The 12843-nt window shown below is 37.4% G+C and carries 10 protein-coding genes; 2 read left to right on the top strand and 8 right to left on the bottom strand.

Annotation, left to right across the window (positions count from 1 at the left end; genetic code table 11):
- Positions 1-258: 258 nt before the first annotated feature.
- The 6 genes from BT142_RS15045 to BT142_RS15070 all read right to left on the bottom strand — a co-directional run bounded on the left by BT142_RS15045 (position 259) and on the right by BT142_RS15070 (position 10493).
- Complete coding sequence (locus tag BT142_RS15045; RefSeq protein WP_072419006.1) at positions 259-4944, bottom strand: phage tail tape measure protein; 4686 nt, start codon at positions 4942-4944, stop codon at positions 259-261.
- 3 nt (positions 4945-4947) lie between these two features.
- Positions 4948-5187, bottom strand: a complete 240-nt coding sequence (locus BT142_RS19230; protein WP_139182260.1) for a hypothetical protein — start codon at positions 5185-5187, stop codon at positions 4948-4950.
- A gap of 590 nt (positions 5188-5777) precedes the next feature.
- Positions 5778-7751 (bottom strand): hypothetical protein, encoded by a 1974-nt coding sequence (locus tag BT142_RS15055; protein ID WP_072419008.1) that lies wholly within the window; start codon positions 7749-7751, stop codon positions 5778-5780.
- 30 nt (positions 7752-7781) lie between these two features.
- Positions 7782-8000: a DUF5659 domain-containing protein gene (locus BT142_RS15060; RefSeq protein ID WP_072419009.1), complete on the bottom strand. Its 219-nt coding sequence runs from the start codon at positions 7998-8000 to the stop codon at positions 7782-7784.
- 4 nt (positions 8001-8004) lie between these two features.
- The gene (locus tag BT142_RS15065; protein WP_072419010.1) at positions 8005-8682 is read right to left on the bottom strand and encodes an HNH endonuclease family protein; all 678 of its coding nucleotides are present in this window, start codon (positions 8680-8682) and stop codon (positions 8005-8007) included.
- Between the two features lie 1037 nt (positions 8683-9719).
- Positions 9720-10493 carry a hypothetical protein gene (locus BT142_RS15070; protein ID WP_072419011.1) on the bottom strand — a complete coding sequence of 258 codons (774 nt, stop codon included), beginning with the start codon at positions 10491-10493 and terminating at the stop codon, positions 9720-9722.
- A 274-nt stretch (positions 10494-10767) separates the two neighbouring features.
- Here BT142_RS15070 and BT142_RS15075 point away from each other — a divergent pair, with 274 nt between their 5' ends.
- Positions 10768-10959 carry a helix-turn-helix domain-containing protein gene (locus BT142_RS15075; protein WP_092983348.1) on the top strand — a complete coding sequence of 64 codons (192 nt, stop codon included), beginning with the start codon at positions 10768-10770 and terminating at the stop codon, positions 10957-10959.
- Positions 10960-11468: 509 nt separating this feature from the next.
- Here BT142_RS15075 and BT142_RS15080 read toward each other — a convergent pair.
- Together BT142_RS15080 and BT142_RS15085 are read right to left on the bottom strand one after the other, a co-directional pair.
- Positions 11469-12230: a hypothetical protein gene (locus BT142_RS15080; RefSeq protein WP_072419013.1), complete on the bottom strand. Its 762-nt coding sequence runs from the start codon at positions 12228-12230 to the stop codon at positions 11469-11471.
- A complete protein-coding gene (locus tag BT142_RS15085; protein WP_072419014.1) occupies positions 12227-12421 on the bottom strand; it encodes a hypothetical protein in 195 nt (64 codons plus the stop codon). The genes BT142_RS15080 and BT142_RS15085 overlap by 4 nt, the downstream gene beginning before the upstream one ends.
- A gap of 161 nt (positions 12422-12582) precedes the next feature.
- On the opposite strand from BT142_RS15085, the gene BT142_RS19915 reads away from it, so the two are divergent.
- Positions 12583-12708, top strand: a complete 126-nt coding sequence (locus BT142_RS19915) for a hypothetical protein (RefSeq protein ID WP_278277330.1) — start codon at positions 12583-12585, stop codon at positions 12706-12708.
- The last annotated feature ends 135 nt before the right edge of the window (positions 12709-12843 follow it).

A 12843-nucleotide genomic window follows, 5' to 3' on the forward strand; every position in this document is an offset into this window, starting at 1 on the left:
TGTTTATCAGTCTTCTTCTTCCTCTTCGGGAGCGTTCCAGTTGTGGTAAACGTTCTGGACGTCGTCGTTGTCCTCAAGGTTTTCGAGCAGCAGACCCATGAATTATAACAATATACTGTAACTATTGAAGATAAGCATATACTGTGATAAGCCATTCCGCACTTACAGTTTATCACACTTCATGTAATTTTGTCAATCTCTGAGTTGGGATAACTGTCTTAAATTTCTGTGTACAGCTTGCTTACTGCGGTAACTTATTCATCTTTTCCCTACAAGTCTGTTCATGTTGGTTTCTCTTACATATCTGTCAAGATAACCCTTGAATGTCTCATAATTGTCTGTCTGAACAGTTCCCGTAATGTTCCATGAGTAATAATTATTCTCATCGCCCATTCGACTGTTGTTTATTATCTCAGCGTTGTTTCTTGTGGTCTGTACAGCATTGTCAACTATATTCCTTATAGTCCTGTTAGTAAGCTGTGCTGTCCCTGTGCCGTGTATCATGTCATATAGTTTCTTAGCATCTTCTGCATTGAAAGTCACTTCTGATTTCTGCTTTGTTCCGTGAAGCATTGCAAGCCCTGTTTCGGTATTCACGCCGCCCTCAGAATAACCCTTGATACTCCTGAAAGCTATGTCAAACAGCTTAGATATTACGTTACCGCTCATACCTCTGAGAATAGCTTCATTCAGCCTTTTTACCGCCTCTGCCTGTTCGTCAGTCGCTTTGGCAAACTCGCTTGAATAGTTCTTGTAAAAATCAAGATAGTTCTGCTGTGCCGACTTTAATTCGTTCTGTGCCGTTATCTGCGAATCATAAGCATTTATTGTGTTTTGAACGTCTTTTATCTGTGGTTCTATCACGTTATGCAGGCGATATTGACAGCTTTCGTAATTGCCCGTGAAGGTGTTCAGCACACCTATGTCCTTGTTTGCTATGTCCTCACGCCAGTTTGAACCGAGCAAAGCAGAGGTTGTCATTTCATCTTGTGCGTTCTTGTAGGAATCAATAGCTTCGTTCCATAACTCTTTGTACTTATTGTATTCTGCTATCTGCTCATCAATGGGACTTGTTTTTGAATCACGCTCTTTTTCAAGTTCTGCTATCCTGCTTTCATTTACAGACTTGTCATATTCTTTCTGAGCCTTTGCAAGCTGTTCTTTATTAGTCTGCACTTCCCAGCCGTGACCCGTGTAAACTCGTTCTTTAGTGTTCTTTGCTTTTTCAAGTGCAATGGCTTTTTCTCTCAGATCATTCGCTCGTTCACGTTCTTCATTTTCAGTCCGTAATGCTTCTATCTGCTTGTTATAGGTTTCTTCAATCGCAGACTTTTCACGTTCAAGAGAACCTATCTCGCTGTCAATGGCACTCCTTATAGTATCGGCGGCTGTCTTGTAATTGTTTGCCAGTTCTTCAAGCTGTGTTTTTTCTGCATTAAGCGAATCAAGATAGCTTTGCTGTGCCGATCTCTTACGCTTTATGCTTTCTGTCTCTAAATCTATAAGAGCGATACTTTTTTCAAGCTGTGATACCGCTTCTTTTGTGCCGTCAATGCCTGCTGCTGTGTCAAGCTCAGACAGTCTTTTAAGCGAATCTATCAGCTTTTCTATTGATGAAATTTGGGTTTTATCAGTGAGATTTTCTTTCAGCTTTTCAAGACTCGCTATCAGCTCTTTAGGCTGAGTTTTAGCAAGCTTTGATATTTTTTGCTGTAACTTGTCTGTATCATCAATAAATGGTGCAAGTTCGGGAAAGTCCTTTATCAACGAAAGCATATCTTTATCAGAAATTGTACCATTAGAAATGCTGTCATAAGCCGTTCTGAGCTTGTCAACTGAACTTGTAATGCCGTCAATCTGCTTTGTGTAATCGCTTATATCAAAGCTGTCAGCTGTGTCTGCAAACTCGCTTAAAGACAATAGCGTGTCACGATATGCAATAAGCTGTTGTCTGTCCTCTGAGGTGCCAAGCCTGCTGAATTTATCTGCAAAATCTAAAAGCAGGCTTCCGTTCATGTCGTTCAGCAATTCAGATATAGCCGTGTCTAAGTCATCAGCTCTGTTTGCAAGCATAGGAAACGCTTCTATAAGCTTTGCAAAGTCTGTGTCCGTCAGCTCTCCCGACTTAAACTTGTCATAGGCAGTTTTGAGCTTGTCAACGTCCTCACGGTATTTTTTTATGGTATCTGAGAATTTATCACCGTTTTTGTTTTCAATATCAAACAGCTCCGACAATTTAAGCTTAGGCAGACTTTCTAACTGTGCTTGAGCTTTCGCCCGTTCTTCTTCAATGGTGTGGCGAATAGTATCATCTGCCTTTACAGAATTGACCCACTGATTATAATAGTCACTGATACTGTCTATACCCGACAGGTAACTATCAACATAGGTTTCGATCCTGTCTGTCGATAATACTCCCTCGCTCATAGCGTTTGAAATGGTATCGTCTTTAGCAAGACTATCAATGATATTCTGTCTGTATTCCTTGTAACTTTCCAGAGAATCAACATCGGTTTGACCCTCAACAGCTATATTTACTGTGAGCGTTTCAAGTAAGTCATTCGCTGCCTGTTCCTGCTTGTCGAGAACATCTTGCAATTCCTTTTGTGCGTTTGAAAGCTCCCGATAAAGCTCACTTGTGCTTGTATCAAAATCAGTATCATTTTCAAGAGCCTGTAAAGCTGTTTCAATGCCGTTTATCCTATCACGCAAGGTCGAATCATCAGCAAAATTGAATGACAAGAATTTATCAAAATCATGCCCTTGTATATTGACATTGGCATCTATCTCATTATCTTCAAAAGCCTTGTTGACAATTTCTGTTATCTGCTTTCTGATCTTGCCGTTATCTCCGTCAATGGTTATCTGATTAGAACCATAAGCCCAGTCTATATAACTGCTGCCTTTGTGATAAGTAGTGCTGTCAGCCTGAGAAGCGGCATCAAGATATGCTGTCCTCTGATCTCTTATCAGTTTATCACGTTCCTGCTGTTCAATTTCTTTCAGCTTTTTAAGTTCATCATCAAGCTGACCATTTACAAGGTCTAAATTATCGGCTTGCTGTCCAACTAACTTTGTTATCTCGCTTTGAATATCACGCACTTCTGAACGTGTTTCAGGACTGTCAAATGTACTGCTTTCTGAAAGCTCCTTGTACTTTGCAATAAGTTCATCGAGCTTTGCAGATTCAGTCTTTATGCTTTCGGCGCTCTGCCGTGACTGTTCGGCTTGCTCTTTTGCTTTTCCAGCGGCTTTTTGCTGTGCATCTTTAAGTGCATTGAATGCCATAGCACACGCAGTTACAGCCGTTATAACAAGCCCTACGGGGTTAGCCGAAAGAGTAGCCCATAGACCCTTTACCGCACCTGATAAGCTGAATGTGCTTGCTGTGGCTGCGTTTTCAGCTGTACTTAAACCTAATGTCTGTAACTTTGCTCTCGCTTCTGCTTCGCTTAGTCCTGTATTTGTAAGAATCTGCATACGCTGGGCATCTGTCAAGCTTTCGGTTGACAATACTGCTTTGAGCTGTGCAGCTGATAAACCCTTTGTAACATTCAGCAGTTGTGCAAATTCATCTGTACTCATGTCTGACCTTGCTAATTCAAGAGCATTGCCAAAGGCTGACATACCGTTTGCAGCCTTAGATACCACATTTACCAAAGCTGACAAACCGCTGACTGCGCCGCCTGCTGCGATACCCTCTAATGCTGATTTAGCAAGATTGGTTTTATCCAAAAATTCTGTTATTTCGGTTGTAAGCTCCAAAACATTCGCTATGCTTTCAGGGCTTATAATGTCAAGTGTCAGTCCCTCAAATGCAGCTTGCAGGCTATTTGACTTTGCTTCAACAGAATCAAGATAAGCATTAAACTTTTCAGCCGATGACCCTGCACTGTCTGCGGCTATCTTTGCATACTTGCTGACATTATCGTAATTCTCCATCAGAACTCTGAATGTTTCAGTCTGCCTTGTTCCTGCAAAAGCCTTTGACAATGCGTTCTGCTGAACCTGTGACAATGAATCCCATTTGTCAGCAAGATTTTCAAGCACTTCCGAATAGCTGTTGTATTCGTTTACCGTTGCTCTGAGGTCTATGCCCACATTTTTTAAGGTCAGTTCAACGTCTGACAAAATCTCTGTTGTTCCGTCATCATCAATAAGCTGTAACTTACCGCCTTTAATGTCAGACATTCGGGTGAAAATGGTTTTAAACGCATTTCCGATACTGTTTGCAGACTGCTGTGTTATCTCTGTAACGGTCGTTATCATGGCTGCCAAGTCATCAAACGAGACACCAGCCATTGAAGCTGTCGTTGCTACCTTTGACATTCCGTCAGCCAAGGCTCCGGCATTTACAGCGGCATTTGAATCAATTGCAGTAAGCTTATCAGTTATCTGTGAAATATCATCATCAAGAACATGATATGATTTGGATAATGCAGTCAAGTATTTTGCTGAATCCTCTGCCGACTTCTTAGATACCTTAGAAAACCGTATTGTCTCTTCATTTAATGCCTGTGCTTGTTCAAGTGACTTGCCTTGACGCAGCCATGTTTCAACGCCTGCTGCCATTTCTGATGTTGTCGCACCTAAATCCACACCGTTTCCGCTGAGATTTTTCATCAGGTCAAGAGCATTTGTAAATGTATCGCCTGTTGCAATCCTGATATTCGTCAAGCTTTTATCAAGCTGTTCTGTTGTGTCTATCAGCTTTTTTACAACGTTCTCGATCTGCTTTACAGCTTCAACAGATACAGCCGCTGTCGTGCCTATTGCCTTTGATACATCATTGATATTGCTGACCGCCTGCTGAGTTCCTGTTGTCTGGATATTGACAGCCACATTGGGAGCTATTTTTGCAAGCGCTTCCTGAATCCTGCGTTTTGTCTCTGCTTCGTTTATTTCACCTGTTATGTTTATAATAAAATCGTTTGTATCAGCCATTATTTAATGTCCCCTTTCGTATGGTATACCTTTGTTCTTCAAATAGTTTTCAAAAGCATCGAACACAAGTTCTTTGTCTCTGATCTCGTTTTCGGCATCGCTCCAAAGTCTTACATGACGTTCACCTTCTTCAAAATGATTGTAGACAGAACCGTGTAAGCCATTGTCAGCCGCTGTCAAGATACCCTGTTCATCCGTTGAATAGTGCAGCAGGCTTTCATCAAGATAAACCGATACTGACATTTTATTACTTTGCTTTATAACTTCCGTTCTCGTAATAGAATTTAACAGTTGATAGGTTCGCTGATACCACAAAGGTGAATAGTCTGAATACCATTGATTTATAAAATCTTCTATTAGGTCTTTAGTAAGATTGGCTGTGTGGTTTAAGGCTTGTTCGGTATCTGACTTGATAGCGGTTATTAGATCTTTTAAATTGTTGAATGTTCTTGCTATATGAATCACCTTCTTTCTTTACGTTAAAAATATAAAAGATAAATCTTCGGACTGTGAGCGTAGCGAAACAGGACGAATAGCGGGGTTGTTAGGGGGCGGCGACTAAGCCCCCTAACTATCAAATTAGATTTATTTTATTCTTTTGATTCTTTATTCTATCGTTGTAGACAAGTTAGGGGGGCTAATCGCCGCCCCCCTAACAACCCCCTGCTTTCCAAACTGTTTCGCTACGCTCAACCAGTTTGGGATGAACGGATTTTTAGGAATGGATTTTCTGAATATCAATATCCATATTTTTACTATTTAATAAAAAAGGGGGGGGTACATTTTTCTATAATATAGTATTTATATAAGAAATGTACCCCCCTACTCTAAAATCATTTCATAAATCTGCCAACATCTATATTTATTGATTTCAATAACTCTGATAGTTTCTTGTTATGTTTCTTAGCTGATTTGAATTGATCTTTACTTATTTGACAATTGTCCAAAATATCTTTAACTCTAAATTCTGTTCCTTCGGATAAACTGTCAATATATTCCATTATCTTTCCTGCTGTACTATCTGGATTTTGTTTTCTGGGTTTCTTGTATCTATCTTTAAATTCGTCCAGTATTGCAGAGTTTACAGTTTCAATATCAGCATTCCATTTTCTGCTAAAGTGTCCTCCGACAGTACTAATATACTTCTGGTTACAATACAGATACAATGTAACAGGTGTTTGACTGTTAAAGTCTCTTAAACTGCATCTGAATAAATTTTGTTCAAGGTCTGCTATGGCTCGATTCATACATATCTTATGAATCCTGCCATCTTCAAATATACCTTTGCTGATTTTTAGCAGCTCTGCTATTTTCTTTCTGCTCTCTTCTTCATCAAGTTTAAGCAATTCGTTATAGCCTTCTGTATCTATGAAAAAGTAATTCATGAGATAGTCGAAACCCGATTGTCTGTTTAAACCAAATTGAGCAACATTATCAAAATTGTACCATTCATTGCTCCCTCTCACATTTCCGAAATGAGCAACAGCAGTATTACCCTTTTGAAAGTATTCTTCACATTGCTGATAGCATACAATGAGCGTATCATTTTTTGCTCTGGAATGTAGATCATCAGCCAAAGCACTTAAATATTCAGTATTCTTTTTGCGCTCTTTTAAATCGCTTGCCTTATCATTAGTAATCATGCGATTAACATTTGTATCTACATTCACGATTTTAAGGGGCTTTAATGGTTCAAATGCAAGATTGTCCATCATGACAAAATCTTTATGCAAATATATAGGCTCAATGCCTGCTGTTGCATCAAGAATAATCGTCTTTATATCTTGCATAAGACTTGACATATTGTTTTTCAGATAGTACATGGATAGCTCATAGCTTCCACTGTCAATGGAATTTTTAGATGACTTTGTAGCCTTGACAATGACACCTTTTCGGACTATCTTTTTGAGATAGTGAAGTATCTCATAGCTCTTTGAGTTCAATTGACGGTTGTTGTTTATGGTTTTCTTGTGTTTGTCAATTACGTCAAAGAACAGTTTATCATTTCTTGTCAATCTCCTGAGATTAAAATGCTTAACGAAAAAATCTTGTGCAGCATCATCTGCAAGCGTATTTTCCGAATGGTTGTCCACTCTCAGGAAGTCATCTATGATTGCTTTGCGTAGATTCTCGTAACTGTCTATGACAAAATTTCTGTCAGCTTCGCTTGTTGGTACACCTTCGCTTATGGCGGTTGAAACATCGTTTATCTCTTTTCTTCCAATCGGAATATATTCATACGCTATCGGTTTTTCATCAATTAGCAGGAATTTCCTTTTGCATAGTTTATCATCACATTTAAATGTCAAAAGGTCTTTCAGGTCATATTCGCTAAGGTCTTTTAGTCTTTGTGAACTCATGAAAACGAATTGCTTATATTTAGCTTTTATCAATTGTTCTCTTGCTGAAAGTTCCCTGCTCTCAGAAGATACATAGATGCTCCTTGAACTATAACTGTTTCTCCCATCACCCCAAGAATCATTAACTATTTCACCGCCCGATAAAATTTTTAACCTTTCAAGTGAATCTGTAACAATAATTACTCCGATCTCTTTCATCTCCAAGTACGCTAATGATTCACAAAAGGCTTGAACGCACTGACTTTTTCCACAACCACATCGGCAAGGAATGACAATAGGTTTATTTCTTGTGTGGTTTTCAAAGTGCTTACACTTTGGGTTATCGTCAAGCAGGGTATCAATAAAATATTCTGCATACTGTCTCTGCTGTTCGTGAATGTCTGGAATATAATCTTCGATTTTTTCAAAAAACTCTTTCTTTAAGCAGGCTTTCTGAAAATCGTTCATTATTTGGTGCTGATTATTAGCTTCTATAACTTATCTCCCCTTCCTGTTATTCGTCTTAGGTTTTGAATACTTGCTTGCATAATCATCAATAGCGTGTTCAAGCTCTGGACACTCATTAAACAGGAATACAATATATCCCTGCTTTACCATGCTGGGCTGAACATCTATTAAATCAAATCCGTTATTGATAAGGTAAACAGCAAGTCTTTTTGATACTATCGCTTTTATTTCAGTTGTTGTATTATTCAAAAAATCATCCTCCGTTTTTGTCAAGGTAAATATTTACTTTTTCGTATGTGTCAAGGTCAATCCTGCTTTTCAATGCTTGATGTATAATGCTATGATCTCTATCAGATAGAATGATAAGGTTGCAGGCTCTGTTATCTGTTGTATCACGATTGATATGGTGTACATGAAAATTATCCCATTCAAAGTCTAATACCGATCTGTCATACTTACATAAATCAAGAATCTTATCCGCTATAATTAAATGAGAATACCGCCTATCAAAACCATCATCAAATAAAGCAGCAACGATATTTGACCATGCTACTGTGTGTTGCTTTCCATTCTTGCAAAGGTCAACGCTTTTGTATGATGTATTTTGACTTCTATCATGAATCGAAAGAAATTCATTGGTCTTAGTGCTATAAATCCTATCTTCTGTAGAAACAAAATACCCATCATAAAGCCTGAATTTTTCAGTGTCGCTCTTAGGCTGAAATTTGACTTTTTTGTGCTGCTTCTCCTGACTTATCGGCTGATAGTCAAGTTTCGGAAAACGTTCCCATATATTATTGTTCTTCTTGTAAGCTATAAGATTTCCTTTGTCACCAATAGCCCACGTTATTTCGTTGTAGCAATACTTTTGCGCAGTTTCAATTACTTCATTGTTTTTAGCTTTCAGCAGATCGTATTTAGCAGTTCGCATTTAATAATCACCTTTCCGTTTCTTTATAAAATGATAAAAGTGTGTTTCTGCCAAAAAACACACTTGATAACTTAATATCTTAGCTTCATGATTTGGCAGTATCGTTATTCTTCTCACTTACATTTATATCTATCATCACCTACCTATATAATAGTACAACTCAGCCTTACACTCCGACTTCCGAGAATCACCCTGAGTTAAATTTATCGGTGTTCGGTAAGTCAAAGTGTTTTAGCTGAATTTCTTTTCAGGCTCTGCCCGTCAGACAAGGTGACGTTGATCGCTAAACCCTTTTTTTACAAACATGGGTAAGGCTGTGGAATACCATTAGCAATAACATCACCCTGTCTCGCAGGCAGAAATTTTATGTTTGTTTCTAATTTTCAGATTTTATTCACAAATTGTTTGCTGATTCTTAATTGATTTTGTAGTTCACATATGGTATACTAAGTATAGTAAATGATATAATGGGGTATTATGTTAAAATATATTTATCCCCACATTATATTATATCACGCTTTTTGATATTTGTCAATAGGTTTGTAATAAAAATTAACTAAGTTGTAACTATTTTGTAATATTTTACACGTTACGTCTGCTCACGCAAGAAGTTGAAAATTCCCACGTATTATTTACGATTTTATTTATTTTTCGTGCAGTTTTCGTGTGAAAAAAAAGACTTTAAATGCTCCAAAAGCCTTGTATTTACGCATAGTTTACGAAAAACAGTCATGTATTTGGTACATAATAAAGAACATTTGTTCTCAAAACCCGTTTCGTAAATTATCATTATTGTCCGAAAAATCATACTTTAAATCAATGTTGCTGGTGAACATTCTGCTCACCCCTTTTTAGGTTTTCCCGATTTTGGAAAAGCCTTTTTTTCTATTAGTCTTTTTCTTTTCGTAAGTCACAAAATCGACTTGTGTAAATTGAAAGACATAATGAGGGGACAGCGACAAAGAGCAGGGGGCTATTTTATGTTAATATCCCCCTGCTCCCCTCGTTGGCTTGTTCTATATTGACAAAAACTATTTTCACCCTACGTCCTGTAACGTTTCTAAATACTTGTCCTTGTATCTATGTATAACGTTCTTGTTTTCCTCGCTAAGTTCATCAATTTCCCCAAATCCGAGAATGTACTCACCTGTTCTGCTGTCCAATAACCCCATATCAATTCTTCCAAAAAACGGATGTCTAAGCCCATCTGTAAAATCTTCATTCACAATGAACGCCAACACATCATGAACGTTCTTATCTTCAAGTCTTTCTTTTGCATGAGGTGATCTATACCAACCAGTTTCTTTCATATTCTGTGTTATATACTTCAATATCGGGTAATGTTCATATTCGTGAGTGTCAACGCCGATGATTACTCGTCCATCTGGAAGTCTAAAAGTATATTCCTTGTTTATAGAATTAACCAGTTCGTTTGGTATATCTTTCCCTATCTTTTTGTACTTTCCTTTGTGGTAAGTAATGTAAACCGTTGCTAAAAGTACCTGATCGTTATATATTTCAAGAGTTTTGCTTGAATCTGTTTGGCTTGTAACCTTATATGAGAAGTCACCAAAGTATATTATTGTTCCGACTATATCATAGAGCAAAACTGATGAATAATCACCTTTGAGAAAAACCATGTGTCCAATTCCATTCATCGAAACAGCACTGTGAGACAAATCGTACTCGTTCCCGATTGTACCATTTGTACCGTTTGTTTCTACGATAGTTCCATCAGGCAGTTTAAAAATTGCGCTGTATGAGTTATCAAACTCCCTGATAAAAGCCTTGTGAATCGTTTTAAGTTTCATTATTTATCAATCCTTTCGTTTTCTTGTGTCTTAAATCCAGCTTGTTTATTATTGCCATAACCACGATTTAACCGACCCCATAAACATTGCAGCTCGTTCCTGTTGTTTGGCTTGATTATATTCTATCATTAAAGATAGTGATAGTCAATACATAAATATCACAATCTTTAGTGATATTTATTGTTATATTTGTCACTTGATTTAGAGATATTTAAATGATATAATTATTAGGGGTGTTATTTTGTCTATTGTTTATGATAAGCTGATAGCCAAAATGAAAGAAGCGGGTATAACTTCTTATACAATGAAGCGTGATAAAATCATAGGTCAAGCTACTTACAAAAAAATAATGCAAGGTGGAGATATTGATACGAGAACGATTGATAAACTTTGTGAAGTATTAAATTGTCAACCCGGTGATATTCTCGAATACGTTCCCGATGAACAAGAGCAGCCTAAAGAATAATTATGCTCTGAAACGCTCTACAATGCGTTCTAAGTGCTTGTATTTTCGACCCTGTAAATTCTCACCATGAAGCCATTACAAGCCGTTACAATTGATTCTCGTGCATTCTGAGAGCATCGTGAACGTGCTTTATACATTTCCGAAAACTCTGATAAGTTATCTGCAAAACAGGCTCTAAAATCGCTTGCAGACTTACCCTTATAGTTATACCTCTAAGGGGTCGCAAGGCTATTTTGGGCTGTTCTCGTTTGATATAGAGTGTGTTTTACAACAAGAAAAGCCCATGTAAGATAGTTCCTGCGTGGGCTTTTGGTACAAACGATAAAGCAATAAATATTGCACAAGAATCATATAATTTTTTGTGCAAAATGTGCATAATTCTATTTACACTTAAACATTGATAAAAGAGGACAGCGATTTGTGACACACCCTGTCTAAGATGGGGGTATCAGATGAGTACCCTCTTGAACCTCGAATACCAAATTGGTACTCCATTGAAAATACATATCTTACCTATGATAAAACTCGGCGACGTTTTGTCGTTGAGTTTTTATAGCTCTTTCTATTTCTTCTTTTGTAGGGAATATCTCAATAATGTTTCTAACGTTTCTATACTGCATAACTTCACATTCGTTTCTGTCGTTTGTATATGCTATGATCTTATCATAGTTGATAATACCTTGATAAACGTGTAATCCGCTAAAGATCGAGCTATGAATATCATTGAATTTGTAAGCAAACCATATAGCAACATCTTTATTGATAGTCCATGATATTTCATTTTTGGCTTGCTCCAGCCTTGAAGCCGTAGCCCTATATACTGTTACCTCTTTTGTTCTCGGTAAATCATGGTATCTTTCAGAATCGGGAATATTTGGTGCTATTCGTTTTGCTTTCATCATTATCTTTTTAGGAAAATTATAACCATGTGATGTATAATGATCTATTATTGTTCTGTATATTAGTCCTTCATCTTTGCACATTTGACAAAAAACATCAAGCGCTTTGTTTTGTATTTTCAGTTTTTCTCCACATAAAAGAATTTCATCTGCTGCTTTCTGATCTTCTCCAACTTCGATAAAGTGATAAACCTGTTTTAACAATTCATTTAGTATTTCTTGCGGTGTTCTTCGTTCTCTTTCATAAAACCTGAAATATTCTTCTGGTGAACAGGGTTCTCCATCAAGATCATTATCAGCATCATTAAAATGTTCTAAATACTTATTGTATATAACTAACTGTTCATCAGTCATAATAAAATCATCATTCATTCGTCATTCTCCTTATTGTCAATCGTTATCATAGTTTCGATTGCCCTCATAACAAAAGCGTTCAAACTCTTGTCCCCAGTCTCCGAGATATGCTTTAACAATTCTGCTTTCATGCCTTTAGGCAGCATAAGCCCTACACGATCATACTTTTCTTTTGCAAATTGGTTCTTATATTCGGTTTTACCAGCCATAACAAGCCCTGCCTTTCATGTTTTTTTAATTATACCACATTTGATGATCTTTAGCAAGATACAAAATCAACAAATCATCTTACTAAAGATTGTTGATATTGCCTATTGCAATCTTACTAAAGATATGATATAATATATTACAGAAAGTGAGGTGAACAGCTTTGAGCTACAAAAAGCAAAAAAGAAAAGCAAAGGTTTTCTACAGCTACGCTAAATCAGTTTCCTTAATACTTGCAGGTCTTACGGGTCTGATAATGGCGATAGCCGAGCTTATCAAAAAGCTCTGAAAACTAAGCGGGGTGAAAGTCCCCGCCCCCTCGTGGGGCTTTGCTTTTCTGATTATAGTATACCATGCCAAAGGGAGGTTGTCAAGATGAATAGAAAAGTTTTTACTGCTGTGATCTGTTTTGTATCTGCTATGA

Source organism: Ruminococcus sp. YE71 (assembly GCF_900119155.1).
GTDB lineage: Bacteria > Bacillota > Clostridia > Oscillospirales > Ruminococcaceae > YE71.

What these genes read in the sequence shown, in the direction of transcription:
- BT142_RS15080 (WP_072419013.1), bottom strand. Translation starts at nt 12,230, where the DNA reads ATGAATGATGATTTTATTATGACTGATGAACAGTTAGTTATATACAAT.
- BT142_RS15075 (WP_092983348.1), top strand. Translation starts at nt 10,768, where the DNA reads ATGAAAGAAGCGGGTATAACTTCTTATACAATGAAGCGTGATAAAATC.
- BT142_RS15045 (WP_072419006.1), bottom strand. Translation starts at nt 4,944, where the DNA reads ATGGCTGATACAAACGATTTTATTATAAACATAACAGGTGAAATAAAC.
- BT142_RS15065 (WP_072419010.1), bottom strand. Translation starts at nt 8,682, where the DNA reads ATGCGAACTGCTAAATACGATCTGCTGAAAGCTAAAAACAATGAAGTA.
- BT142_RS15055 (WP_072419008.1), bottom strand. Translation starts at nt 7,751, where the DNA reads ATGAACGATTTTCAGAAAGCCTGCTTAAAGAAAGAGTTTTTTGAAAAA.
- BT142_RS19230 (WP_139182260.1), bottom strand. Translation starts at nt 5,187, where the DNA reads ATGTCAGTATCGGTTTATCTTGATGAAAGCCTGCTGCACTATTCAACG.
- BT142_RS15070 (WP_072419011.1), bottom strand. Translation starts at nt 10,493, where the DNA reads ATGAAACTTAAAACGATTCACAAGGCTTTTATCAGGGAGTTTGATAAC.
- BT142_RS15085 (WP_072419014.1), bottom strand. Translation starts at nt 12,421, where the DNA reads ATGGCTGGTAAAACCGAATATAAGAACCAATTTGCAAAAGAAAAGTAT.